Below are 24,026 nucleotides of genomic sequence, written 5' to 3' on the forward strand. Positions count from 1 at the left end.
TCAGCACTGATCATTCGGCATTATTTTCAACAGCGGTTTTAACTGCAAATTTCTGGAACCTCCATGATCAACGGCCATACCGAACTCATCGCCCACATCGGCTACCCGACGCATTCTTTCAAGGCGCCGATGATCTACAACCCCTACTTTGAACAGGCGGGAGTGAACGCGGTGGTCGTGCCCATGGGTTGCAAGACCGAAGACTACCCGGCCTTTCTGCGGTCGGTGTCTTGCCTGGAGAATTTCCGCGGCGCGCTGATCACCATGCCGCACAAGGTTACGACAGTCGATTTGCTGGACGAAGCCACACCCACAGTACGCATCGCCGGCGCCTGCAATGCCGTCAAACGCGACGCCAATGACAAGCTCGTGGGCGACATGTTCGACGGGGAAGGGTTTGTGCGCGGCGTGCAACGCAAGGGCTTTGATCCGCGCGGCAAGCGTGCCCTGGTCGTCGGCAGCGGCGGCGTGGGCTCGGCAATCGCTGCTTCGCTGGCCAAGGCCGGCGCGCGCGCGCTAGGGCTGTGCGACGTCAATGCGGCCTCCGCGCAGGCCCTGGCAGGGCGGCTGCGCCAGCACTATGCAGCACTGGAACTCCTCACAGGCTCAAACGACCCGGCGGGTTACGACCTGGTGGTCAACGCCACGCCCATGGGCATGAACGAAGGCGATCCGCTGCCCATGGACGTTTCACGTATCGCCGCCAACAGTTTTGTGGGCGAAGTGGTCATGAAGTCGGAGATGACCGCGTTTCTGGCAGCGGCCAAGGCGCGTGGCTGTACGGTGCAAGTGGGGTCCGACATGCTGTTCGAGCAGATCCCGGCCTACCTCGAGTTTTTTGGCCTGCCGACCACCACACCGGACGTCTTGCGATCGGTGGCCCGGCTGAGTTATTAAAAAAGTGTAAGAGGACACGCGCACCGTGCGTCCTGGGTGGGAAGTGTTGGAATCAATGCTAAAAACGGCTGATTTCAGACGTTCATGGACATAATCCAGCATGGACAAACTCAAGCAGCTTGAATCGTTCGTGTCGGTTGCGACACGCGGCAGCCTGACCGCTGCCGCGAACGCCGAAGGCGTGGCGCCGGCCATCATGGGGCGTCGGCTTGATGCACTGGAAGGCCGCCTGGGCGTCAAGCTGTTGGTACGCACCACCCGGCGCATCACGCTCACACACGAAGGCAGCGCCTTTCTTGAAGACTGCCAGCGCCTGCTGATTGATTTTGCCAACGCCGAAGCCAGCGTTTCGGCCGGCGGCGTCAAGGCCAGCGGGCATCTGCGCATCACCGCGCCGGCCGGCTTTGGCCGCCGCCACGTGGCGCCACTGGTCACACGCTTTCGCGAAGTGCATGCCGATGTCACGATCTCGCTGAACCTGAGCGACCGGGTAGTTGACCTGGCCGGCGAGGGTTTTGACTGCGCAGTGCGCGTCGGCGACATGCCGGACTCTTCGCTGGTGAGCGTGCGCATGGCTGACAACCGCCGGCTGTGCGTGGCCACGCCGGTCTACCTGGCCCGCCACGGCACGCCCCAGCACCCCAGCGAGCTGGCGAAATTCGACTGCCTGACGCTGTCCAGCGACGCCTCGCAAACGCGGGGCTGGGCGTTCCGGGTCCAGGACGAATTGATCCATCTCAAGCCGGGCGGGCCGCTCGACTGCTCGGACGGCCAGGTCCTGCATGACTGGTGCCTGGGAGGGTACGGCATTGCCTGGCGCAGCACCTGGGAGGTCGAGGCGGAAATTGCCGCCGGCCAGCTGGTGGCGGTGCTGGAGGATTTTGCCGCGCCGCCCAACGGTATTTACGCCGTATTTCCGCAACGCAAACACTTGCCGCTGCGGGTTCGCCTTTGGCTGGATTTTCTGAAACACCATTACAGCCAACCGGAGTTCTGGTGCTCGTCGCCAGCCGCCACCACCACAAAACCCTGACTGGAAAGGATCCCGACGATGGTTCTCGAATCTCTTTTGGCCTATGCCCACCTGCTGGCGATTCTCACCATGGTGGTTTTTCTGGCGAGCGAGGCGGCGCTGTGCCGCACCGAGTGGCTGAACGCCGCCGTGATCGAGAGGCTCGGCAAGATCGACATGGTCTACGGCATCTCGGCCGGCGCGGTTTTCCTGACCGGCCTGGCGCGCGTGTTTCTGGGCAGCAAGGGCGCGGCCTGGTACGCCCACAACCCCTTGCTGTACGTCAAGCTCGTCATGTTCCTGGCGATTGGGCTGATTTCCATCAAGCCGACCATGATGTTTTTGCGCTGGCGCCGTGAGTTGCGCGCCAGCGGCGCCCTGCCCGATGCGCTGGAAGTCAAACAAGCGCGGCGGCTGGTGATGGTGCAGGCGCACATCCTGCCGTTCATTCCGCTGGCCGCCGTCTTTCTGGCCCGAGGCTTTGGTTAGGCACGCACCCGCGCTGCAGCGTCAGGCTGAAAACAGGCCATGCACCAGCCAGAAGGCGGTGCCCCACATCATCAGCGCTACCAACAGGTCCATCGCGCGCCATATGGCCGGTGTGTTGAGCCTGCGCCCCACGCACCACAGCGCCACACCCAGGCCGGTAAACCACAGCAATGAACCCGTGATGGCGCCCAGGCCGAAGACGGCGTTGTCCGGCCGGGCGTAAGCCAGTGATGCGGTGCCGATGACCACGGCGGTGTCCAGCCATGCATGGGGGTTGAGCCACGACAGCGCCAGTGCCAGCCCGATGGCCTTGCGGCGCGGCATGGCCTCTGCGCCGGCCATATCGGGGTTCTGGGCAGACGCGTGCGCAGGCTGCAGAAAGCGCCGCATGGCCTGGGCGCCATACACCAGCAGCACCAGCGCGCCCGCGCCGGTCATGGCGCCCAGCAGCTTGTCGGAAAGACCGCCCAGTTGCGCAAGGCCGGCAACGCCTGCGGCGATCAGGGCCACATCGGTCAGCACACAGACGGCGACGGTGAGCCAGAGATGCTGGCGTAGCAGGCCCATGCGGATCACGTGAGCGTTCTGCGGGCCTATGGCCATGATGAGCGAGAGGCTGAGGACCATGCCAGTCAGGAAGGCGGGGGCGGTGAGCGGGTTCATGGCCGCAAGTGTGTGCCAGGGCTCATAATAGTTAAATAGAATTAACTAAAATTAGCTTTAGTCAATTATTAATTGATTTAGTAGGCGCCTAACAACATGCTCGATGCCCGACAACTTGAAGCATTGGCCGCCGTGATTGAGCACGGCAGTTTCGGCGAAGCCGCCAAGGCCCTGAGCCTGACGCTGGCTGCCGTGTCCCTGCGCATCAAGTCACTTGAAAACGCACTGGGGCAGCGGCTCCTGGTGCGCGGCAAACAGGTACGCGCCACGTCGGCCGGCCAGGCTTTGCTCGGGCACACCCGGCAGGTTCGCCTCATGGAGGGTGATCTGCTGGCCGGGCTGCAGGGCGGGGGAAAGCCCGCTCGCCTGCAAAGCCTCAGCGTGGCGGTGAACGCCGACTCCCTGAGCACGTGGTTCTTGCCGGGCGTGGCCTCAGCCCTGCACGCTAACGGCCTGCTGCTCGATGTCGTGGTGGACGATCAGGACCACACCCAGGAAGCCCTGAAAAGCGGGGATGTCACGGGCTGCGTCACCGCATTGGCGCAGGCCATGCGGGGCTGCGTGGCTGAACCGCTGGGCGTGATGCGTTACCGCTGCATGGCCTCGCCCGCGCTGGTGGCGCAGTGGAACGAGCCCGCGGCGGGTGGCAAGGCCGCACCGAACCGGCTGGCCCATCGCCTGCTGGCCAGCCCTGCCGTGATCTTCAACCGCAAGGACGCGCTGCAGGATACTTTTCTTGAACAGCATTTCGGGCTGCGCGACGCGCTGTACCCGCGCCACTTCGTGCCGGCGGTGGATGCGTTCGAGCTTGCGCTGGAGCTTGGCATGGGCTGGGGCATGGTGCCCGACCTGTTGCTGGCCGCGCGCACCCGCAAGCCGCCGCTGCAGGAAGTGCTGCCGGGCAGCACGGTCGACGTGCGGCTGTACTGGCAGCACTGGGCACGTGAATCCGTTGCGGCGCAACGATTGACACAGGCGGTCAAGCAGGCGGCGCAGGGGCAGCTGCTGCAGGTGTGACGGTGCATTTATAGATGAAAAGTACCGCTAGCGCTTTGTAGACAAGCGCAAACAGCTATCGAATTAATAGCACCCAGGAGGAATATTGGCACAAAAAAAGCCCGCCATGACATTCATGGCGGGCTGGTTTGATCTGAAAAGACCGGCTTACTTGCTCAGGCACTCTTTCATGAAGGCTTTGCGTTCGTCGCCTTTTTTGCCCTTGGCGTCGACGTTGCAGGTTTTCATTTTGGTTTGCTGCGTTGGTGCTTCTTTCTTGGCGCTCAGGCACTCTTTCATGAATGCCTTGCGCTCATCGCCCTTCTTGCCTTCAGCGTCCTTGTTGCAGGCGCCCATTTTGGTTTGCTGTGCGGTTTTGGCTGGAGCGTCCGCGGCGTGCGCCACCGGAGACAAGGCCATCGAGACGGCAAAAACGGCGGCGATCAGGGATAACAGCTTTTTCATGGTGGCTCCATTGGGTTGGGAAACAGGTTTGAGTTCCGGCTGGAATTCCAACACATAACGCCGCGCCGGGCAAATTCGATGACAGGGTATCTGAGGGGTCCGAACGGCAGATGGCTTAACCGTAAAATCAGACCATGCTCTCGATTAAAAAAGACCTGCTCGCGGCTCTGGCCGCGGGGCTGGAAGAACTTTCCCCCGGCGCAGGCGACAAAGCTGCCTTTGAATCCCCCAAGGTGGCGGCCCATGGCGACTTCGCCTGCACGGCCGCCATGCAGCTGGCCAAGCCGCTCAAGCTCAACCCGCGCCAGGTGGCCGAAAGCCTGCGCGCCAACCTGCTCAAGAAGCCCGCGTTTGAACGCTGGGTAGACGCCATCGAAATCGCCGGCCCCGGTTTCATCAACATCCGCCTTAAGCCCGCCGCCAAGCAGGAGACCGTGCGCGAAGTGCTGGCCGCCGGCGCGCAGTTCGGCGTGCAGCCGGCCGACCCGGCACGCAAGATGATCGTCGAGTTCGTCTCGGCCAACCCGACCGGCCCGCTGCATGTGGGCCACGGCCGCCAGGCCGCGCTGGGCGATGCGATCTGCAACCTGTTCGCCACGCAAGGCGCCAAGGTCTGGCGCGAGTTCTATTACAACGACGCGGGCGTGCAGATCCAGACCCTGGCCACCAGCACACAGGCGCGCGCCAAAGGCATCAAGCCCGGTGACGCCGGCTGGCCCGAGTCGGCCTACAACGGCGACTACATCGCCGACATCGCGGCCGACTTTCTGGCCAAAAAGACCGTCAAGTCGGACGACCGCGAATACACCGCCTCGGGCGACGTGGAAGACATGGACTCGATACGCCAGTTCGCCGTGGCCTATCTGCGCCACGAGCAGGACCTGGACTTGAAGGCCTTCTCGGTGAAGTTCGACAACTACTACCTTGAGTCCAGCCTGTACAGCTCGGGCCGTGTCGATAGCGCCGTGGCCAGACTGAAAGAGGCCGGCAAGACCTACGAGCAGGATGGCGCGCTGTGGCTGAAGTCGACCGACTACGGCGACGACAAAGACCGCGTGATGAAAAAGAGCGACGGCAGCTACACCTACTTCGTCCCCGACGTGGCCTACCACCTGGCCAAGTGGGAGCGCGGCTTCGGCAAGGCCATCAACATCCAGGGCATGGACCACCACGGCACCATTGCCCGCGTGCGCGCCGGGCTGCAGGCCGCCGGCGAAGGCATTCCCCAGGGCTACCCCGACTACGTCCTGCACACCATGGTGCGCGTGGTGCGCAACGGCGAAGAGGTCAAAATTTCCAAGCGCGCCGGAAGCTACGTCACCTTGCGCGACCTGATCGAATGGACCAGCGCCGACGCCGTGCGCTTCTTTTTGCTCAGCCGCAAGCCGGACACCGAATACATCTTCGACATTGACCTGGCGCTGGCCAAAAACAATGAAAACCCGGTGTATTACGTGCAGTACGCGCATGCGCGCATCTGCTCCATCCTCACCACCTGGGCCGGCCAGGGTGGCGACGAAGCCAGCCTCAAAGCTGTCGACCTCTCGGCGCTGGACAGCCCGCAGGCGCAGTCATTGATGCTGCTGCTGGCCAAGTACCCCGACATGCTGACCAACGCGGCTGACGGATTTGCACCGCACGACGTGGCTTTTTACCTTCGTGAGCTGGCGGCCAGTTATCACAGCTATTACGATGCCGAGCGCATCCTGGTGGACGACGAAGCTGTGAAGCTTGCCCGTCTGGCGCTGGTCGCCGCGACTGCGCAGGTGTTGCACAATGGCCTCGCAGTGCTGGGCGTGAGCGCCCCGCGCAAGATGTAAACCGTGGCGAAAACCATGCGAATTTCAGGACAAGGCAATGAACGTGGGCAAGGTATGAATACACAACGAGGCGGAACCCTGTTGGGGTTGATCATTGGCGCGCTGATCGGCCTGGGCGCGGCGCTGGCGGTGGCGGTTTACATCACCAAGGTGCCGGTTCCTTTCATGAACAAGAGCCAGGCACGCAACCCCGACAGCGATGCTGTTGAAGCCAAGAAAAACAAGGACTGGAACCCGAACGCCCCGCTGGCCGGCAAAAACCAGCCCAAGCCGCCTCCTCCGGCAGCGGTTGAAGTGCCTGGTGTTCCAGTACCCGACCCCTCCGCCGGAGCCACCCCCAAGGCCGCCGCTTCAGCGCCGGCCAAAGTGGCCAAACCAGCGCCTGCCGATCCGCTGGGCGATCTGGCAAAGGCCAAGGTCGAAGGCCTGTCATCCGGTCCGGGAGCGGATCCCTTCAGCTATTTCATTCAGGCCGGTGCCTTTCGCACGCCGGAAGATGCGGAACAGCAACGCGCCAAGTTGCTGCTGCTGGGCATGCAGGCCAAAGTGACGGAACGCGAGCAGGCTGGCCGCACCGTGTACCGCGTGCGTCTTGGCCCTTTCGACAAGAAGGAAGATGCCGACAAGGCCAAGGAGCGCCTGGACAACAATTCCATTGAAACCGCGCTGGTCCGGGTCCAGCGCTGAAGCCCTCATCCAACGATAGGCTGAACTTTTCACGAGGCTGGTGTACAAACCCCTATACCCCGCGCCACGAGGCATCCGCCAGAGGGGCGGTTTCCGGGCTATTTCTGTCATTCCAGGAGAAAAATCTGATGCAACGCCGTGAGTTTTCGTTTTCAGCCGCCGCCCTGGGCGGCATCGCCGCCCTGCCCACCCTGGCACAAGCCCAGGCCAAGGCCTTCAAGGACGGCGAGGATTACCTGACGCTGGACAAGCCGGCGCCGACCGAAGCCGCCGCCGGCCGGGTCGAGGTGGTGGAATTCTTCTGGTACAACTGCCCCCATTGCAACGCCTTCGAGCCGCAATTCGAAGCCTGGATGAAGCAGATCCCCAAGGACGTGTCCGTGCGGCGTGTTCCAGTGTCCTTCCGGCCCGATTTCGAACCTCAGCAGCGCCTGTATTACGTGCTTGAGGCCATGGGCAAAATTGAGGAACTTCACAAGAAGGTGTTTGCCACGATTCATGTGGAAAAACAACCGCTCAACACGCCTGAGCTGATAGCTGCATGGGCTGAAAAGCAGGGCCTCAACAAGGCCAAATTCGTTGAGTTCTACAACTCCTTTTCGGTCGCCTCCAAGGCGCGCAAGGCCACACAGCTGCAGGATAGCTACAAAGTGGCCGGCGTGCCGTCGCTGGGTATCGCCGGGCGTTATTACACCTCGTCGGACCAGACCCAAACCATGACCCGCGCGCTGCAGGTCACAGATCACCTGATCACCCAATCCCGCAAGGCCAAATAAAGAAAGCGCCCGCGGCCGTGCGCCGCGCCAAACACCGGCTCAAAAAACCCGCCCGATTTCCGGCGGGTTTTTTTATGCCCCTAATATTCCCCGTGCAAGCCATTCCCGCAGCTGGCATGGCTACAATGACCCAACACCAAGCAGCAAGATTCGTGCCTTATGAAACACCCCATTTTTTCCCTCATCCTGCCGGTCATCCTGGCGCTGGGGTCGGCTTTCCCGGCCGCTGCCGAAAAAGCTGATCGGGACAAACCCATGAACGCGGAGGCAGATGCCCTGCGTTATGACGACCTGAAGCAAACCAGCGTTTTTACCGGCAATGTGGTGATCACCAAGGGCACGACCATCGTGCGCGGCGAGCGCGTTGACGTCATGCAGGATCCCGAGGGCTACCAGCAGGCGGTGTCCGTCGCGGCGCCCGGCAAGCTGGCGTTTTACCGGAAAAAGCGTGACGGCGTAGACGAGTACATCGAAGGCGAAGGCGAACGCATTGAATATGACAGCCGCGCCGACCTGGTGAAGTTCATCAAGCGGGCGGTGGTGCGCCGCTACAACGGTGCCACCCTGGTGGACGAAACCACCGGCAGCCTGATTGTTTATGACAACAACACCGACGTCTTCACCGTGGATGGGGGCGCGCAAAACCGTACGGCCAGCAACCCCACGGGGCGGGTTCGCGCCATGCTGTCACCCCGCGCGACAGCCTCGGCACCCGTTGCGGCACCGCCCGCGGGCCCAGCCCCGGTTCTGCGCCCCAGCACGACGCTGGGCAATGAAAAGAACTAGAAAGACCTGCACAGATGGATGTGGTGACTGACACTTCAGCGGCCCCGGCCGCTCCTGCCCTGACCCCCAGCCGCCTTGTTGCGCAAGGTCTGCAAAAATCGTACGGCAGCCGCAAGGTGGTGCAGGACGTTTCGCTGTCCGTGCAAAAAGGCGAAGTCGTGGGCCTGCTGGGCCCCAACGGCGCGGGCAAAACGACCTCGTTCTACATGATCGTGGGCCTGGTGCGCGCCGATGCAGGCGAAATTTCCATCGACGGCGAGTCGGTCGAGCACATGCCGATTCACCTGCGTGCCCGCCTGGGCCTGAGCTACCTGCCGCAGGAAGCGTCGATTTTCCGCAAGCTCACGGTGGAAGAAAACGTGCGTGCCGTGCTGGAGCTGCAGCTCGACAAAACCGGAAAACCGCTGGGGCGCGCAGACATCGAGTCGCGGCTCGACGCCCTGCTGCAGGATTTGCGGGTAGATCATTTGCGCAATTCACCGGCACCGGCGCTCTCGGGCGGCGAGCGCCGCCGGGTCGAAATCGCGCGGGCGCTGGCAACCCAGCCGCGCTTCATCCTGCTGGATGAGCCCTTTGCCGGTATCGACCCCATTGCCGTGATCGAAATCCAGCGCATCATCGGTTTCCTCAAATCGCGCGGCATCGGCGTGCTGATCACCGACCACAACGTGCGTGAAACACTGGGCATTTGCGACCACGCCTACATCATCAGCGACGGCCACGTGCTGGCGCAAGGCACACCGTCCGAGATCGTGAATAACGCCGATGTGCGCCGCGTCTATCTCGGCGAACACTTCAAGATGTAGAACATGGTTCCCCCCTGTTGTCGCTCACTTCGTGTAGCTCCCTCTCCCCCTCCGGGGACGGCGCCTGCGGCCTGGCAAAGCCAGTTCCGCGGCGCCCGCTGGTTAAAGACGTATTGCCTCAACCTTCCGCAAGTTTGAAAATCCAGTGAAACAAGGTCTGTCACTCCGCGTCTCGCAGCATCTTGCGCTGACACCTCAACTACAGCAGTCGATCCGGCTGTTGCAGCTGTCGACGCTTGAGTTGAGCCAGGAGGTCGAGCAGATGCTCGACGAAAACCCGTTTCTGGAAGTGTCGGAAGAGACGGCGGTGCGCGAAGAGTTTGGGCTGGAGCACATCAACACGCCGGTAAGCCAGGACAGCCGCGAGTTTGAATCTGCTACGGATTCGATAGCTGGCGGCGCAGACGAGACTAGCGCTACAGCCCCGAATGACGCAGAAGTCAGTGCGGAGCCCAAGCTCGAGGAAAGCTGGGAAGGCGATGGCACGGTAGAAACCACGCCCGACGACAGCGAGTGGGGAAGCGACGCACCGGCGCGCAAGAACAACAATGAAGAGAGCGAAGCCGAGGCCTCCGACCTCACGGGCAGCCATGAGTCGCTGCAGGACCACCTGCACCGGCAATCGCTGAGCTTGCGCCTGTCGGAGGAAGACCGTGCCGCGCTGCACTTCCTCATTGAATCGCTCAACGACGACGGCTACCTTGAAGACAGCCTGGCGTCGCTCGCGGCCGGTCTTGCAAGAGATGACATGGCGCAGGCGGAAGAACTGGAGCAGCGTTTTGCGATGGCGCTCAAGCTGCTGCACCACATGGAGCCTGCCGGTGTCGGTGCGCGCAACCTGGCGGAATGCCTGAGCCTGCAGCTGCTGGACTGCAAGGACTGCGAAGAAACCCGCGCAGCCATTGCCATGTGCAAGCAACCGATGGAGCTGCTGGCCAAGCGCGACGTGAAACGCCTGTCGCACCTGTGCGGTTTCACCGAAGCCGCCATCAAGGGCGCGATCACGGTGATAGGCCGGCTCGATCCCAAGCCCGGGCGCCGCTTCGTGAACGTGGAGCGCAACCTGATCGTGCCCGACGTCATCGTCATCAAGTCGGGCCGGGGCTTCAAGGTTTCGCTCAATGGCGACGTCATGCCGCGCCTGCGCGTGCACGACATTTATGCCAATGCCCTCAAGCAGCACAAGGGCCAGGGCGGCCAGGCGCTGCAGCAGCGCCTGCAGGAGGCCCGCTGGTTCATCAAGAACATCCAGCAGCGCTTTGACACCATCCTGCGCGTGAGCAGTGCGATTGTGGAACGGCAGAAAAATTTCTTCACGCACGGTGAACTCGCCATGCGCCCGCTGGTGCTGCGCGAAATCGCCGACGAGCTGGGCCTGCATGAGTCCACCATCTCCCGCGTGACCACGGCCAAGTACATGGGCACCCCTTTCGGCACCTTTGAGCTCAAGTATTTCTTCGGCTCCGCGCTCGGCACCGAAACCGGCGGCAATGCTTCCAGCACGGCGGTACGCGCGCTCATCAAACAATTTGTCTCGTCCGAAAGCCTCAAGAAACCGCTCAGCGACAACCAGATTTCCGAAATGCTCAAGGAGCAGGGCATTGAATGCGCACGCCGCACCGTGGCCAAGTACCGCGAAGCCCTGCGCATAGCGCCCGCCAACCTGCGCAAATCACTCTAGCCGCCCAATCAGGCCGCGCTGCCCGTCCCTCAAAGTCAGTCATGAATCAACTCCAATTGTTTTTACCGTGCGCCGCAGGCGTCGAAACCCTGCTGGCCACCGAGGTCAAGCGTGTCACCGGGATCGACGGCAAAGCCTGGCGCGCCGGCGTGCAGCTGCAGGCGTCGTGGCGCGACGCGTTGCAGCTCAACCTGCACAGCCGGCTGGCGCAGCGTGTACTGATCGAACTGCAGCATAACCAGTACCGCAGTGAGCAAGACCTCTACAACGCTGCTGCCAACGTGGCCTGGGAAATCTGGTTCACGCCCAAGCAGACCTTCAAGGTCGAGATCACCGCCCAGCACAGCCCGCTGCAAAGCCTGAACTTCGCGGCGCTGAAGATCAAGGACGCGATCGCCGACCGCTTTCGCGCCAAGTTCGACGACGTGCGCCCCAGCGTCGACACGCGCTGGCCCGACGTGCGCGTCTACGTGCACCTGACGACGGACACCGTCACGGTCTACATCGACACCTCGGGTGAGCCGCTCTTCAAGCGCGGCTGGCGTGAAGACAAGGGTGATGCCCCGCTGAAGGAAACCCTGGCCGCCGCCATGATTGCCGCCAGCGGCTGGGACCAGCTCTGCAAAGAAGGCGTGCCGCTCTATGACCCCTGCTGCGGCTCGGGCACCATCGCGATTGAAGCCGCGCAGATCGCGTGCAACATCGCACCCGGCATCAACCGCCGTTTTGCCTTCCAGAAGTACCTGCCTTTCCAGGGCCATGTCTGGGACGGTCTGCTCGACCAGGCCGAAGCCGCCATCACCGAACCTACCGCGCCGGTGTTCGGCAGCGACGTGTCTTTCCGCATGGTTGACTTTGCCGAGCGCAATGCCGAACGTGCCGGTGTGGCCAATGCGGTGGAATTCCGCGGCGGCGACGCGCTGCAGCGTATGCCACCTGCGCCTTCGGGCGTGATGCTGGTGAACCCGCCTTACGGCGAACGGATCGATGTGGCAGGCGTGGCCGGCATCACCGGCCTGCAGGGACGCGACCAGCGCCGCCAGCAAGGACATGCCGAAGGACGCGTGCAGCAGGACCACCGCAACCAACCCATCGATGAATTTGGCCAGCCGCTGAACCGGGACAGCGGCGATCGGGGCGACACGCGTGAAGAGCCCGCCTTCGAGACTTCGCGCGACCGTTCTGCCAATCCCGGCCGCGAACAGGCACAAAACGCCTGGGGCGAAGAAGCGACGGAGTTTTTTCCGCAACTGGCCGCGCACTGGAAGAAAAACTACGCCGGCTGGACCGCTCACGTGCTCACGCCCGACCTCAAACTGCCGGGCAAGATGCGCCTGAAAGAATCGCGGCGCGTGCCGATGTGGAATGGTCCCATCGAATGCCGCCTGTTCCGCTTTGACATGGTGGCGGGCTCCGCACGCGGCAAGCCCGGCGCAGCCACCCCCACCCCACCGAACGAGCCGGCGGCGTGACGGCCTCAGTGCGCCAGCCTGTCGTGCTGGACACCAACATCGTCCTCGACGTGTTTGTTTTCAACGATGCGGCAGCGCAGCCACTGAAAAAAGCGCTGGAGGCCGGCGAGCTCGACTGGCTGGCCACGCAGGCCATGCGCGACGAACTTGAGCGCGTGCTGGCTTATCCGCAAATCATTCCCCGCCTGGCGTTTTACGAATTAAGCGCCGGTGACGTGCTCGCTGCCTTTGACCGGCATGCTCGCCTGACGGATGTGGCAGCCAAGGCCGGTGTCACTTGCAGCGACCCCGACGACCAGAAGTTCATCGACCTGGCGGTGGCCGGCAAGGCCTTGCTGCTCAGCAAGGACCGGCATGTTCTCTCCATGACCAAACGGCTCGGCAACCTCGGCGTCAGGGTGCAGCGCTCGATGTCTGACGGCAAGCAGCCTTCAGGAAGGTGAGGAAGGCGCGTACGCGAGGAATGTTCTGCCGGCCGGGAAGAACCAGGGCTGACAGGGGCGTCGGGTCGCTGTCGTGGAGCGTCGTCAGTAGCGGCACCAGCCGTCCGTCAGCGAGCGCCTGTTCCCCCAGGAAATCACCGAGGCGGACAATGCCAACGCCGGCCAGGGCCAGGTCAAGCAGCAGGTCGGCGCTGTCGCATGTGATGGAACCTTTGACCGGCAGCATGACACGCTTGCCGTCCTCCAGCACCGGCCATTCCGCCAGACGCGTGAATCCACTTAATTGCAGGCAGTTGTGCGCGAGAAGCTCACGGGGATGCTGCGGAACTCCGTGCCTGGCCAGGTAGCCTGGGCTGGCGACCATGACGCGATGAACAGTTCCCAGCCGCAGCAGCACAAGTCCGGAATCCTGCAAGGGGCCTACCCGGATGGTGACATCGGTCTGGTCGAGCAGGGGGTCTATGCGCTGATCACCGACGGTTAGTGCGACAGAAATATCCGGGTATAGGGCCTGAAACTCCGGCAGCAGGCGCACCAGCTTGTGTTTCGCAAAAGCGGTACCGGTATTGATGCGAATCAAGCCCTGCGGGCGGCCCTTGACCGCCCCGATCTGGGCCTGTGCTTCTTCAACCCGGGCAATGATCGCGCGGGCATGGTGGAGATAGGTTTCGCCTTCCTGCGTGAGTACAAGCCGCCGTGTTGAACGGTGCAATAGCTTGGCGCCAAGCCGGCTTTCGAGCCGCGACACGATACGCGCGACCGCCGAAGCGGTGAGCCCCGCCTCTTTGCCGGCCGCAGCAAATGCCCCTAAATCCACCGTGCGAACAAAGATGGCGATGTCATCGGTGTACTGCATCCCTCATTATGTCGTTTTCAGTCGCAATGACTGACCAATGCACATCTTTATCTAATTTTTGGTCTCTATAAAGTCGGATTTCCACATTTTCAAGGAGTCCTGACCATGCCACTCGCCCGTATTTCGGTGCCCGCGCACCTTTCGCAGGAGTTCATCATGGCCCTTGCTGATGCTGTTCACCAGGGGTTGGTTGAGACATGCGGTGTGCCGCCCGGTGACCGGTTTCAACTGGTTTCGCGTTTCCAGCCCGACGCGATGATCCTGGATCCGACGTTTCCGGACGTGAGCCGCTCGGCCGGCGCCTGCATTGTGGAAATCACTTTTCTGGGTGGCCGCAACGACGCGCGCAAGCGTGAGCTCTACGCCCGCGTGGTCGCTAAGGCGGTCGCCGCCGGCTTTTCGCCGGACGACATCATGATCGCGCTGACGGAAAATTCGCCGATCGACTGGTCGCTTGGCCGTGGCCAGGCGTATTCAGGCCACTGCGACGCGGGTGCCTGAAGTCGCGGCGCCATCGGGTCCGGCGGGTGCCTGCATCGCGGCGCCGTTGGCGCGAAAACTGTGCGCGCTGGCCAGTGGCCAGTAGTAGCTGAAGACCGTGTTCTGCTTTTCCAGCGAGCCCAGCAGCGCACCGGGCTCGACTTGCATGATGAGGTTGCTCAGCAGCCGCACCTCGGTATCGGTCAGGCGCCGCACGATGTGATGCGCGTTGACTTCGCGCGGGTGGCACAGGCCCGCGGCCTGCACCAGCTCCTGCAAGGCATGCAGCGTGCTGCGGTGAAAGTTGCGCACCCGCTCGGCCTTGTCGGGCACCACCAGCGCCTGCTGGCGCACCGGGTCTTGTGTGGTGACGCCCGTCGGGCATTTGCCGGTGTGGCAGCTTTGCGCCTGGATGCAGCCCAGCGCCATCATGAAGCCGCGCCCGGCATTGCACCAGTCGGCGCCCAGCGCCATCAGCCGCACCATGTCAAAAGCGCTCACCACCTTGCCGGCGGCACCGATGGACACGCGGCTGCGCAGGTTCACGCCGATCAGCGTGTTGTGCACCAGCAGCAGGCCCTCTTGCAGCGGCGCGCCCACGTGGTCGGTGAACTCGACGGGCGCAGCGCCCGTGCCGCCCTCGGCGCCGTCCACCACGATGAAATCCGGCGTGATGCCGGTCTCCAGCATGGCTTTCACAATCGCAAACCATTCCCACGGGTGTCCGATGCAGAACTTGAAGCCCGTCGGCTTGCCGCCCGACAGCTTTCGCAGTTTGGCGATGAAATGCATCATCTCGACCGGCGTGGAAAATGCGCTGTGGCTGGAGGGCGAAATGCAGTCCTTGCCCTGCGGTACACCGCGCGCCGCCGAGATTTCCTCGGTGACCTTGGGGCCGGGCAGAATGCCGCCGTGGCCGGGCTTGGCGCCCTGGCTCATCTTGAGCTCGATGAGCTTGACCTGCGGGTCGCATGCGTTGGCGGCAAAGCGTTCTTCGCTGAAGGTGCCGTCTTCATTGCGGCAGCCGAAATAGCCCGAGCCGATTTCCCAGATCAGGTCGCCGCCATGCAGCCGGTGGTGCTGCGAGATCGAGCCCTCGCCCGTGTCGTGCGCAAAGCCGCCCAGCTTGGCGCCCTTGTTCAGCGCCATGATGGCATTGGCCGAGAGCGAGCCGAAGCTCAGCGCCGAGATGTTGAAAACGCTGGCGTGGTAGGGCTGCGTGCAGGGTTCGACCGAGGGCGATGGGTTTTCGGGCGAGCCGCCTATCCACACACGAAAGTCATGTGACGGCAGCTTGGTCGGCGACATCGAATGGTTCACCCATTCATAACCCTGCGCGCCCACGTCCAGCTGCGTGCCGAAAGGCCGGTTGTCGGGCTCACCCTTGGCGCGCTGGTACACCAGCGAACGCTGGGCGCGCGAAAACGGCGTGGCCTCGCTGTCGCTTTCGATGAAGTACTGGCGCATCTCCGGCCGGATGAACTCGAACAGAAAGCGCATGTGGCCGATGACCGGGTAGTTGCGCAGCACCGCGTGGCGTGTTTGCCGCAGGTCGTGCACACCCACGCCCACCAGCACCACGCCGCCGACCAGGCATACCAGGGCCAGCTTGCCCACGCCAAAAACCATCAAACCGAGCAGCCCCAGCAGCGCGGCAAGCCCGCACAGGGCCATAAAGGTGTAACGGACGGGGAACCAGGCATCCAGGCGCTGAAGAAACATGACGGGGCTTCCGTGGGAGGGGTCACAAAAGGGCACAAAACACAGGCATGCAGCCGCGACGCGCCAGATACACTTTGCATCATAAGAGCCTCACGTGACGCTCAGAACTGTTTTTTTCATGAAGCCCACCCCCAAATCCGTCATCCCCTCTAAGCCCTCGCCGGAGCCGGTTTTCCTGGAAGTCGAGGCGTTCGACGAGCTCGATGCCATCCTCGACGACCTGCGCATCCGTTACGACGAAACACCGCAGTGGGAATTCTGCGAAGGCTTCATGGCCGCCGTGATCTGCTCGCGCCGGCCCATCGAGGCAGCCGAATACCTGCCCGTGCTGCTCGCCGTCCCCGCTGAGGGCGAGGCACCGGATCCGGAAGGCGGCTCGTTCGCCAGCGAGGCGCAGCGTGAGCGCTTCCTCATGCTCTGGAACCAGCGCTGGCAGGAAGTCGAAACGGCACTGGACGCCGAAGTGGACTCGCTTGAAGACGACAACTGCTACCACCCCGAGGTCATGGACATACGCGGCGCCGTGGCCGACATGCCGCCCGACGAACGTGCCGCCTTCAAGGGTGAAGACCTGCCCGCATTCGCGCAGGTCTGGGCGCTGGGTTTCATGTTTGCCGTCGAAAGCTGGCCCGACGAGTGGATGGCGCCGCGTGACAAAGACGCCGCCAAATGGCTCGATGGTGCCCTGCAGGCCGTGGTCGCCATGACCGAAGATGACAGCGCCCCGCCCGAGGTGTCACCCCTGAGCGAAGACGGCACGCCCAGCACCAGCATTGCCAGGCTCAACGCGTTTGGCGAGGCCATCTGGGCGGTGTATGACCTGCGTGAGCTGTGGAAGACCATGGGCCCCAAAGTCGAGACGGTGCGGGTGGAGGCCACGCCCGGGCGCAACGACCTTTGTTATTGCGGTAGCGGGAAGAAGTACAAGAAATGTCACGGGGCGGGGTAAAGGCCGTGATCTGACGGCAGGTGTCCTTTGCCGGGTCCGGACGCATCGAATATTTGCTATCAATTTCATAGCTTGTTGCGCCCTATTTAATTGGCCTCAAGCCACTTTTTACCCACAAAAACAAGGCTTGCGAGGCCTCCCGAACGCGTGGGAAGAAGGAGATTTGTCCCCCGAAACTGAAATCAGGTCCGGTTCTGGCTGTTTTCAAGGGAAGTTTCAGCCTTAAGACCAATAAAGGTGGGCGCCAGCAGCTATGCTTTTAATAGCAACAACAAAACACCGGTAAAACCTGCAGAGATCGGCAGGGTCGTCCACCAGGATATTCCGCCGAGCCTCATCATCCGGCAGCCAGCAGGGCAGCAGGCCGTACCGCTCCACCCCGTCCGGCGGCGTCTGGACACGTTTTCCGGGGCAACGGTGTTGGCCGTACATGGGCGGCGACAAATCGGGCCACCGTTCAGCTCGCCAGTTTTCAGGAAGTCGGCAATCGCGGAAAACCCGGGTCTTGACGCGCCTGCTCGGCAGCGCAGAATGCATCAGTCGCGATCACCTCAACTTGTATGTACAAGTTACAGGCCGCCACAACAAGGGGCATGGGCATGATTCCTGCTCATCCCCGACGACCCCGGGGCGCTATCGCCACAAGCGCGTAGCCGCCATGTTTGTTTTGACTGTCCAACCGAAGGAAATCATCTTGAACCACATGCTTCCCCTCCTCAGCCGCCGCGTTCTTTGCGCCACTGCCGCAGCCGCCATGCTGGCTTGCAGCGCCGGCGCCGTGCTGGCCGCCACGCCCAAGGACACCCTGGTGCTGGCCTTCGGTTTCGATGACATCATCACCATGGACCCGGCCGAGGCCTTTGAGCTGTCCGCCGGCGAGATCATGGGCAACACCTATGACCGCCTGCTGCGCCTGGATGTGAACGACCCTTCCAAACTGGTGGGCGACGTGGCCAAATCCTGGACCGTCTCGGCCGACGGCAAGACCTATACCTTCGAGCTCAAGCCCGGGATCAAATTCGCCTCCGGCAATCCGCTCACGGCCGAAGAGGTGGCGTATTCGCTGCAGCGCGCCGTCATGCTGGACAAGTCCCCCGCCTTCATCCTGACCCAGTTCGGTTTCTCCAAGACCAACGTCAAGGACAAGATCAAGGCCACCAGCCCGACCGTGGTGACCCTGGAAACCGACAAGGCCTATGCCCCCACCTTTGTCTTCAACTGCCTGACGGCCAACGTGGCCGGCATTGTCGACATGAAGCTGGTGCAATCGAAAGAGGTCAACGGTGACTGGGGTTACGCCTGGCTGAAAACCAATTACGCCGGCTCCGGCCCGCTCAAGCTGCGCGAATGGCGTGCCAATGAAATCGTGGCGCTGGAACGTAACGACAACTACTACGGCGCCAAGCCCAAGCTGGCCCGCGTGATCTACCGCCACGTCAAGGAATCGGCCACGCAGCGCCTGTTGCTCGAAAAAGGCGACATCGACATCGCCCGCAACCTGAGCCCGCAGGACATCGCCGCGCTCTCGGCCAACAAGGACGTGAGGATGACCTCCACTCCCAAAGGCACGGTCTACTACATCAGCCTGAACCAGAAGAACGCCAACCTGGCCAAGCCCGAGGTGCGCGAGGCCCTGAAATACCTGGTCGACTACGATGCCATCGGCGACACGCTGGTCAAGAACATCGGCGTGATCAACCAGAACTTCCTGCCGCAGGGCCTGCTGGGCGCCAGCAAAGACAAGCCCTACAAGCTCGACGTGGCCAAAGCCAAGGCGCTGCTGGCCAAGGCGGGCCTGGCCAGCGGCTTCAAGGTCACCATCGACATGCGCACCATCCAGCCGGTGCAGGGCATCACCGAGGCCTTCCAGCAAACCGCCAAGCAGGCCGGCATCGACATCGAGATCATTCCCGGCGACGGCAAGCAGACGCTGACCAAGTACCGCGCCCGCACCCACGACATGTACATCGGCCAATGGGGCGCCGATTACTGGGATCCGCATTCAAATGCCGACACCTTCACGCGCAACCCCGACAACGCCGACGATGCCAAGGCCAAGCCGCTGGCCTGGCGCAACGCCTGGGCGATCCCCGAGCTGACCAAGCAGTCGGATGCCGCCGTGCTCGAGCGCGACGCCGGCAAGCGCAAGAAGATGTACGAGGACCTGCAGGCCGAGTTCCGCAAGACCAGCCCCTTTGTCATGCTCTACCAGCAGACCGAGGTGGCGGCTTATCGCACCAACGTGGACGGCCTGAAGCTGGGCCCCACCTTCGACACCAACTACATGTTCAACGCCTCCAAGCGCTGATAGCTCCACGACTTTGGCCATCCCCGACCCCACAGCCGCCGGCGTGGCGCCGCTCAGCGCGGTAGCCACGCGCACGGCGGGCCAGCGCTTCACGCCGCACGCCAGGAGCTTCGGCAACTTCCTGGTGGTGATTTTGCTCACCTACCTGGGCCTGCTCGCGGTCACGTTTTTCATCGGCCGGGTGATCCCCATTGACCCGGTGCTGGCCATCGTGGGCGACCGCGCGCCGGCGCATGTGATCGAGCGGGTGCGCCAGGAGCTGGGGCTGGACAAGCCGCTGTATGAGCAGTTCTACATCTACATCGGCAAGGTGCTCAAGGGCGATTTCGGCGTCTCGGTGCTGACAGCCAACCCGGTGATGACGGACATCAAGCGCGCCTTTCCGGCCACGCTGGAGCTGGCGAGCCTGGGCATCCTGATAGGCGCGGGCCTGGGCGTGCCGCTGGGCGTCTGGGCCGCAGTGCGGCGCGGCAAGCTGGTGGACCAGGTGGTGCGCGTGATCGGCCTGGTGGGCTATTCGGTGCCCATCTTCTGGCTGGGGCTGATGGCGCTGGTGGTGTTTTATGCGCGGCTGGGCTGGGTCTCCGGGCCGGGCCGGATCGACGTGAGCTATGAATACACACTCAAGCCCATCACCGGGCTTTTGCTGCTCGACACGGCCATGACCGGCGAGTGGGAGGCTTTTCGCAATGTGTTTTCGCACCTCATCCTGCCGGCTTCGCTGCTCGGCTATTTCGCGCTGGCCTACATCAGCCGCATGACGCGTTCCTTCATGCTCAATGAACTCGCCCAGGAATACGTGATTGCCGCGCGCGCCAAAGGCCTGTCGGAGTCGCGCATCATCTGGCGCCATGCGCTGCGCAACGCCATGGTGCCGCTGGTCACGGTGATCGCGCTGTCGTACGCGGGTCTGCTCGAGGGCTCTGTGCTGACCGAGACCGTTTTTGCCTGGCCGGGCCTGGGTCTCTACATCACCAACTCGCTCCAGAACGCCGACATGAATGCGGTGCTGGGCGGCACGATTGTGGTGGGTTCGATTTTTGTGGGCTTGAACTTGCTCTCTGACGTCTTGTACAAATTGCTGGACCCAAGGACGCGAATCCGATGACTTCAAAGGTTGCATCTTTGCGCGACTGGCTGAGCACCGACCGCCCTGCCTCGCGCCGCCAGGCCTTCATGGGCCGCATGTACCACGGCTGCCACGATTTTTCGCGCAACCGTCTGGCCATGCTGGGCCTCTTCATCGTGCTGGGGCTTATCCTCGTGGCGATTTTTGCCGACCTGCTCGCGCCGTATTCGGCCTACACCGGCGACCTGCGCACCACACGCCTGCTGCCGCCTTCGTGGACGCACTGGTTCGGCACCGACGACCAGGGGCGGGACATCCTCTCACGCATCATCATCGGCTCGCGCATCACGCTGATGGTGGTGATTCTGGTGGCGGTGCTGGCCGCGCCGCTCGGCCTCATCGTCGGCACTGTGGCCGGTTATGCCGGCGGCTGGATCGACGCAGTGCTGATGCGCATCACTGATATTTTTCTGGCGTTTCCGCGCCTTATCCTCGCGCTGGCGTTTGTCGCGGCGCTGGGGCCCGGCATCCAGAACGCGGTGATTGCCATCGCCATCACCTCCTGGCCGCCCTATGCGCGCATGGCGCGGGCCGAGACGCTGACGATACGCCAGACCGACTACATCGCGGCCGTGCAATTGCTGGGTGCCTCGCCCTGGCGCATCGTGCTGGGCCACATCATGCCGCTGTGCGTGTCGTCGGTGATCGTGCGCGTCACGCTGGACATGGCCGGCATCATCCTGACCGCCGCCGGGCTGGGTTTTCTGGGCCTGGGCGCACAGCCGCCCATGCCGGAGTGGGGCGCGATGATCGCCAACGGCCGCCTCTATGTGCTGGACCAGTGGTGGGTGGCGGCCGCGCCCGGTGCGGCGATTTTTGTCGTGAGCCTGGCCTTCAACCTGCTGGGTGACGGCCTGCGCGATGCGCTGGACCCGAAGGCCGCCAAATGACGGGCGCCAACGCTCCCCTGCTGGTGGTTGACGACCTGCGCGTCAGCTTTCCGCGCCGTGACGGCGGCATGACCGAGGCGGTGCGCGGCGTGTCCTTCACGCTAGGCCGTGAGCGCCTGGGCATCGTGGGCGAGTCGGGTTCGGGCAAATCACAAACCGGCCGCGCCATCATGGGGCTGACCGCACCGGAAGGCCGCATCAGCGCCAAGCGTCTCGAATTTTCCGGTGTGGACTTGCTCAACTGCCCGCCCGCCCAACGCCGTGCGCTGCGCGGCGGCCGCATCGCCATGGTGCTGCAGGACCCGAAGTTTTCGCTGAACCCCGTCATGACCATAGGCGCACAGATCGTGGAGACGCTGCAGGCCCACACCCGCGTCTCGTCGGCCGAAGCCAAAAAGCGCGCACTGGCCGCGCTCGAATCCGTGCGCATCGACGACCCGGCGCGTGTCTACAAGTTGTATCCGCATGAGGTGTCGGGCGGCATGGGTCAGCGCGCGATGATTGCGATGATGCTCATCGCCGACCCGGACCTCCTGATCGCCGACGAGCCGACTTCGGCGCTGGACGTGACGGTGCAGCTACAGGTGCTGTCCATCCTCGACACGCTGGTGGCCGAGCGCGGCATGGGCTTGATTTTGGTCTCGCACGACCTGCGGCTGGTGTCCACCTTTTGCGACCGCATCCTGGTGATGTATGCCGGCCGGGTGGTGGAAGAGCTGGCCGCCGGCGGCCTGGCAAATGCGCAGCACCCCTACACACGCGGCCTGATGGCTTGCCTGCCGCAGCTGGGCGCGTCCACGCATCCGCTGGCGACGCTGGACAGGCAACCGGAGTGGGCGCTGTGAACCCGGTGGCTTCATCCGCATCGCTGGGCCTGGAAGTCAGCAGCCTGCGCGTGGTGTACGACAGCTTTGTCGCCGTCGCCGATACCTCCTTCATCGTGAACCCCGGCGAAAGCTTCGGCATCGTCGGCGAATCGGGTTCCGGCAAATCCACCGTGCTACGCGCCATCTGCGGGCTCGCGCCGCGCACGGCCGGCACGGTCAGGTTGCTGGGCCAGGACAGCGCGCCCGGCAGCAAGGCCTTCAGGCGGCAGGTGCAGATGGTGTTCCAGGACCCGTACGGCTCGCTGCACCCGCGCCACACCGTAGACCGCATCCTCGCCGAGCCGCTGGCCATCCACGGCATCAGCGATGCGGAAGCGCGCATCGAACGTGCGCTGGAAGAAGTCGGCCTGGGCACGGGTTTTCGCTTCCGTTACCCGCACCAACTCTCGGGTGGGCAGCGCCAGCGCATCGCAATTGCGCGGGCTTTGATCCTCGAGCCGCAAATCCTGTTGCTGGACGAGCCCACTTCGGCACTGGACGCCTCGGTGCAGGCCGAGGTGCTCAACCTGCTCGAGGAACTGCGCCGCCGGCGCGGCCTGACCTTCATCATGGTGAGCCACGACCTGGCCGTCGTCACCCACCTGTGCGAGCGGCTCATGGTGATGCAGCGCGGCCAGACGGTGGAGATGCTGCCTGCGGCCGACCTGGCGGCACACAAAGTCACGAATGCCTATACGCTGAGCCTGATGGAGGCTTCCACCGGGTTCAAACGCCGCGCAGCGGACGACGTGTCCGCTACGGCGTAAATCGTTACCAGGCAGGTCTGGCGCGCCGCAGCGCCGCATGCTTTAATTTCTCTTCAACACCACACGCCACGCCATGATCCACTGGGAAGCCCACGCCTGCCTGCCATTGCACCCGGCAGCCGATTTTTCGCCGATGGACGCGTTGCGCGCCGCGGGCGTGAACTATGTATCCGTCAATGTCGGCATGGACATGAACCCGGTGGCGCAAATCATGGCGGTCATTGCGGCCTTCCGCGCGAAGATCGCCGCGAACCCCGGGCGCTACCGGCTGGTGTCCAGCGTGGACGAGATCCGCGAAGCCGCGGCGGCGAGCCAGCTTGCCATCGGCTTTGACCTGGAAGGTGCGATGCCCTTGCAGGAGCGGCCCGAGATGGTGACCCTGTACCGCGAACTCGGCGTGCGGCAAATCCATTTCGCCTACAACCGCAACAACAGCGTGGCCGACGGCTGCCACGACGAAGCACGCGGCCTCACGCCGCTGGGTGTGCGCATGGTGCAGGCCGTGAATGAGGCGGGCCTCTTGATGGACTGCTCCCATACCGGCCGCCGCTGCAGCCTCGACATCATGGCCGCCTCGGCCAAGCCGGTGATCTTCAGCCACGCCAACCCGCTGGCGCTGGTCGAGCACGGGCGCAACATCACCGACGAGCAAATACGCGCCTGCGCCGCAACCGGCGGGGTGGTGTGCGTCTCGGGCGTCTCTGCATTCCTGGGTACGCGCACTCCTACGGCTGACGATATGGCGCGGCATGTGGCCTACGTGGCGGGTCTGGTTGGCGCGCAGCACGCGGGCATCGGCCTGGACATCAGCTTCCGGCAGGATGAGCTCAATGACAACCCGCCGGGCGACTATGACCCCACCTACTGGTGGCCCAGGTCGGCCGGCTACGACCGCGCCGTGCAGCGCATGACTTACACGCCGGTTGAAACCTGGCAACTGCTGCCCGAAGCGCTGCGCCGGGTGGGCCTGAGCGCAACTGAGGTAGAGGGCGTGATGGGCGACAATATGATGCGTGTCGCCGCCGTCGCCTGGCAGCACGCCTGAACAACCCACAACACACCGGCA

Annotated in this window: 24 protein-coding genes; 20 read left to right on the forward strand and 4 right to left on the reverse strand. The window is 63.3% G+C overall.

From position 1 onward, the window contains the following. Positions 1-63 precede the first annotated feature (63 nt). The 3 genes from ACXJKE_RS20200 to ACXJKE_RS20210 all read left to right on the forward strand — a co-directional run bounded on the left by ACXJKE_RS20200 (position 64) and on the right by ACXJKE_RS20210 (position 2,398). Positions 64-897: a shikimate dehydrogenase family protein gene (locus ACXJKE_RS20200; protein ID WP_457282366.1), complete on the forward strand. Its 834-nt coding sequence runs from the start codon at positions 64-66 to the stop codon at positions 895-897. Positions 898-997: 100 nt separating this feature from the next. Beyond that, positions 998-1,930 carry a LysR family transcriptional regulator gene (locus ACXJKE_RS20205; RefSeq protein ID WP_457282367.1) on the forward strand — a complete coding sequence of 311 codons (933 nt, stop codon included), beginning with the start codon at positions 998-1,000 and terminating at the stop codon, positions 1,928-1,930. Positions 1,931-1,948: 18 nt separating this feature from the next. Continuing rightward, positions 1,949-2,398: a DUF2214 family protein gene (locus ACXJKE_RS20210; protein ID WP_457282368.1), complete on the forward strand. Its 450-nt coding sequence runs from the start codon at positions 1,949-1,951 to the stop codon at positions 2,396-2,398. A gap of 21 nt (positions 2,399-2,419) precedes the next feature. Here ACXJKE_RS20210 and ACXJKE_RS20215 read toward each other — a convergent pair whose 3' ends face one another. Next, on the reverse strand, positions 2,420-3,061 hold the full coding sequence (locus tag ACXJKE_RS20215; RefSeq protein ID WP_457282369.1) for a LysE/ArgO family amino acid transporter: 642 nt from the start codon (positions 3,059-3,061) through the stop codon (positions 2,420-2,422). Positions 3,062-3,157: 96 nt separating this feature from the next. On the opposite strand from ACXJKE_RS20215, the gene ACXJKE_RS20220 reads away from it, so the two are divergent. After that, entirely contained in the window at positions 3,158-4,078 is a 921-nt protein-coding gene (locus tag ACXJKE_RS20220; RefSeq protein ID WP_457282370.1) for an HTH-type transcriptional regulator ArgP, read from the forward strand. Positions 4,079-4,225: 147 nt separating this feature from the next. Here ACXJKE_RS20220 and ACXJKE_RS20225 read toward each other — a convergent pair whose 3' ends face one another. Then, positions 4,226-4,522, reverse strand: coding sequence for a PsiF family protein (locus ACXJKE_RS20225; protein ID WP_457282371.1), 297 nt, complete (start codon positions 4,520-4,522; stop codon positions 4,226-4,228). 134 nt (positions 4,523-4,656) lie between these two features. Between ACXJKE_RS20225 and argS the strand changes: the two genes are divergently transcribed. From argS to ACXJKE_RS20265, 8 genes are all read left to right on the forward strand, one after another. Then, positions 4,657-6,342: an arginine--tRNA ligase gene (gene argS, locus ACXJKE_RS20230; protein ID WP_457282372.1), complete on the forward strand. Its 1,686-nt coding sequence runs from the start codon at positions 4,657-4,659 to the stop codon at positions 6,340-6,342. A 54-nt stretch (positions 6,343-6,396) separates the two neighbouring features. Then, on the forward strand, positions 6,397-7,029 hold the full coding sequence (locus tag ACXJKE_RS20235; protein ID WP_457282373.1) for an SPOR domain-containing protein: 633 nt from the start codon (positions 6,397-6,399) through the stop codon (positions 7,027-7,029). 128 nt (positions 7,030-7,157) lie between these two features. Next, positions 7,158-7,805: a thiol:disulfide interchange protein DsbA/DsbL gene (locus tag ACXJKE_RS20240; protein ID WP_457282374.1), complete on the forward strand. Its 648-nt coding sequence runs from the start codon at positions 7,158-7,160 to the stop codon at positions 7,803-7,805. 159 nt (positions 7,806-7,964) lie between these two features. Next, entirely contained in the window at positions 7,965-8,591 is a 627-nt protein-coding gene (lptA, locus tag ACXJKE_RS20245; RefSeq protein WP_457282375.1) for a lipopolysaccharide transport periplasmic protein LptA, read from the forward strand. A 14-nt stretch (positions 8,592-8,605) separates the two neighbouring features. Beyond that, entirely contained in the window at positions 8,606-9,397 is a 792-nt protein-coding gene (lptB, locus tag ACXJKE_RS20250) for an LPS export ABC transporter ATP-binding protein (RefSeq protein WP_457282376.1), read from the forward strand. Between the two features lie 145 nt (positions 9,398-9,542). Beyond that, the gene (locus ACXJKE_RS20255) at positions 9,543-11,078 is read left to right on the forward strand and encodes an RNA polymerase factor sigma-54 (RefSeq protein ID WP_457282377.1); all 1,536 of its coding nucleotides are present in this window, start codon (positions 9,543-9,545) and stop codon (positions 11,076-11,078) included. Positions 11,079-11,119: 41 nt separating this feature from the next. After that, complete coding sequence (locus ACXJKE_RS20260; protein ID WP_457282378.1) at positions 11,120-12,550, forward strand: THUMP domain-containing class I SAM-dependent RNA methyltransferase; 1,431 nt, start codon at positions 11,120-11,122, stop codon at positions 12,548-12,550. Then, entirely contained in the window at positions 12,547-12,993 is a 447-nt protein-coding gene (locus ACXJKE_RS20265; protein WP_457282379.1) for a putative toxin-antitoxin system toxin component, PIN family, read from the forward strand. The genes ACXJKE_RS20260 and ACXJKE_RS20265 overlap by 4 nt, the downstream gene beginning before the upstream one ends. Here ACXJKE_RS20265 and ACXJKE_RS20270 read toward each other — a convergent pair. Next, the gene (locus ACXJKE_RS20270; RefSeq protein WP_457282380.1) at positions 12,944-13,849 is read right to left on the reverse strand and encodes a LysR family transcriptional regulator; all 906 of its coding nucleotides are present in this window, start codon (positions 13,847-13,849) and stop codon (positions 12,944-12,946) included. The two genes, ACXJKE_RS20265 and ACXJKE_RS20270, sit on opposite strands and share 50 nt — an antisense overlap. A 105-nt stretch (positions 13,850-13,954) precedes the next feature. Here ACXJKE_RS20270 and ACXJKE_RS20275 point away from each other — a divergent pair, with 105 nt between their 5' ends. Then, entirely contained in the window at positions 13,955-14,350 is a 396-nt protein-coding gene (locus tag ACXJKE_RS20275) for a tautomerase family protein (protein ID WP_457282381.1), read from the forward strand. Here ACXJKE_RS20275 and ACXJKE_RS20280 read toward each other — a convergent pair. Further along, positions 14,324-16,051 carry an FMN-binding glutamate synthase family protein gene (locus tag ACXJKE_RS20280; RefSeq protein ID WP_457282382.1) on the reverse strand — a complete coding sequence of 576 codons (1,728 nt, stop codon included), beginning with the start codon at positions 16,049-16,051 and terminating at the stop codon, positions 14,324-14,326. The genes ACXJKE_RS20275 and ACXJKE_RS20280 overlap by 27 nt on opposite strands. Before the next feature lie 118 nt (positions 16,052-16,169). Between ACXJKE_RS20280 and ACXJKE_RS20285 the strand changes: the two genes are divergently transcribed. The 7 genes from ACXJKE_RS20285 to ACXJKE_RS20315 all read left to right on the forward strand — a co-directional run bounded on the left by ACXJKE_RS20285 (position 16,170) and on the right by ACXJKE_RS20315 (position 24,005). Further along, a complete protein-coding gene (locus ACXJKE_RS20285) occupies positions 16,170-17,000 on the forward strand; it encodes a UPF0149 family protein (protein ID WP_457282383.1) in 831 nt (276 codons plus the stop codon). 703 nt (positions 17,001-17,703) lie between these two features. Continuing rightward, on the forward strand, positions 17,704-19,308 hold the full coding sequence (locus tag ACXJKE_RS20290; protein ID WP_457282455.1) for an ABC transporter substrate-binding protein: 1,605 nt from the start codon (positions 17,704-17,706) through the stop codon (positions 19,306-19,308). Between the two features lie 13 nt (positions 19,309-19,321). Then, positions 19,322-20,416 (forward strand): ABC transporter permease, encoded by a 1,095-nt coding sequence (locus ACXJKE_RS20295; RefSeq protein WP_457282384.1) that lies wholly within the window; start codon positions 19,322-19,324, stop codon positions 20,414-20,416. Beyond that, entirely contained in the window at positions 20,413-21,327 is a 915-nt protein-coding gene (gene nikC, locus ACXJKE_RS20300; RefSeq protein WP_457282385.1) for a nickel transporter permease, read from the forward strand. Before ACXJKE_RS20295 ends, nikC begins: the two co-directional genes overlap by 4 nt. Further along, positions 21,324-22,172, forward strand: a complete 849-nt coding sequence (locus tag ACXJKE_RS20305; RefSeq protein ID WP_457282386.1) for an ABC transporter ATP-binding protein — start codon at positions 21,324-21,326, stop codon at positions 22,170-22,172. Before nikC ends, ACXJKE_RS20305 begins: the two co-directional genes overlap by 4 nt. 23 nt (positions 22,173-22,195) lie before the next feature. Then, positions 22,196-22,960 (forward strand): ABC transporter ATP-binding protein, encoded by a 765-nt coding sequence (locus ACXJKE_RS20310; protein WP_457282456.1) that lies wholly within the window; start codon positions 22,196-22,198, stop codon positions 22,958-22,960. A gap of 73 nt (positions 22,961-23,033) precedes the next feature. Further along, entirely contained in the window at positions 23,034-24,005 is a 972-nt protein-coding gene (locus ACXJKE_RS20315; protein WP_457282387.1) for a dipeptidase, read from the forward strand. Positions 24,006-24,026 lie beyond the last annotated feature (21 nt).

The sequence above is a fragment of the Polaromonas sp. P5_D5 genome (genome assembly GCF_054049435.1).

What these genes read in the sequence shown, in the direction of transcription:
- ACXJKE_RS20200 (WP_457282366.1), top strand. Translation starts at nt 64, where the DNA reads ATGATCAACGGCCATACCGAACTCATCGCCCACATCGGCTACCCGACG.
- ACXJKE_RS20205 (WP_457282367.1), top strand. Translation starts at nt 998, where the DNA reads ATGGACAAACTCAAGCAGCTTGAATCGTTCGTGTCGGTTGCGACACGC.
- ACXJKE_RS20210 (WP_457282368.1), top strand. Translation starts at nt 1,949, where the DNA reads ATGGTTCTCGAATCTCTTTTGGCCTATGCCCACCTGCTGGCGATTCTC.
- ACXJKE_RS20215 (WP_457282369.1), bottom strand. Translation starts at nt 3,061, where the DNA reads ATGAACCCGCTCACCGCCCCCGCCTTCCTGACTGGCATGGTCCTCAGC.
- ACXJKE_RS20220 (WP_457282370.1), top strand. Translation starts at nt 3,158, where the DNA reads ATGCTCGATGCCCGACAACTTGAAGCATTGGCCGCCGTGATTGAGCAC.
- ACXJKE_RS20225 (WP_457282371.1), bottom strand. Translation starts at nt 4,522, where the DNA reads ATGAAAAAGCTGTTATCCCTGATCGCCGCCGTTTTTGCCGTCTCGATG.
- argS (WP_457282372.1), top strand. Translation starts at nt 4,657, where the DNA reads ATGCTCTCGATTAAAAAAGACCTGCTCGCGGCTCTGGCCGCGGGGCTG.
- ACXJKE_RS20235 (WP_457282373.1), top strand. Translation starts at nt 6,397, where the DNA reads ATGAATACACAACGAGGCGGAACCCTGTTGGGGTTGATCATTGGCGCG.
- ACXJKE_RS20240 (WP_457282374.1), top strand. Translation starts at nt 7,158, where the DNA reads ATGCAACGCCGTGAGTTTTCGTTTTCAGCCGCCGCCCTGGGCGGCATC.
- lptA (WP_457282375.1), top strand. Translation starts at nt 7,965, where the DNA reads ATGAAACACCCCATTTTTTCCCTCATCCTGCCGGTCATCCTGGCGCTG.
- lptB (WP_457282376.1), top strand. Translation starts at nt 8,606, where the DNA reads ATGGATGTGGTGACTGACACTTCAGCGGCCCCGGCCGCTCCTGCCCTG.
- ACXJKE_RS20260 (WP_457282378.1), top strand. Translation starts at nt 11,120, where the DNA reads ATGAATCAACTCCAATTGTTTTTACCGTGCGCCGCAGGCGTCGAAACC.
- ACXJKE_RS20270 (WP_457282380.1), bottom strand. Translation starts at nt 13,849, where the DNA reads ATGCAGTACACCGATGACATCGCCATCTTTGTTCGCACGGTGGATTTA.
- ACXJKE_RS20275 (WP_457282381.1), top strand. Translation starts at nt 13,955, where the DNA reads ATGCCACTCGCCCGTATTTCGGTGCCCGCGCACCTTTCGCAGGAGTTC.
- ACXJKE_RS20280 (WP_457282382.1), bottom strand. Translation starts at nt 16,051, where the DNA reads ATGTTTCTTCAGCGCCTGGATGCCTGGTTCCCCGTCCGTTACACCTTT.
- ACXJKE_RS20285 (WP_457282383.1), top strand. Translation starts at nt 16,170, where the DNA reads ATGAAGCCCACCCCCAAATCCGTCATCCCCTCTAAGCCCTCGCCGGAG.
- ACXJKE_RS20290 (WP_457282455.1), top strand. Translation starts at nt 17,704, where the DNA reads ATGCTTCCCCTCCTCAGCCGCCGCGTTCTTTGCGCCACTGCCGCAGCC.
- nikC (WP_457282385.1), top strand. Translation starts at nt 20,413, where the DNA reads ATGACTTCAAAGGTTGCATCTTTGCGCGACTGGCTGAGCACCGACCGC.
- ACXJKE_RS20305 (WP_457282386.1), top strand. Translation starts at nt 21,324, where the DNA reads ATGACGGGCGCCAACGCTCCCCTGCTGGTGGTTGACGACCTGCGCGTC.
- ACXJKE_RS20315 (WP_457282387.1), top strand. Translation starts at nt 23,034, where the DNA reads ATGATCCACTGGGAAGCCCACGCCTGCCTGCCATTGCACCCGGCAGCC.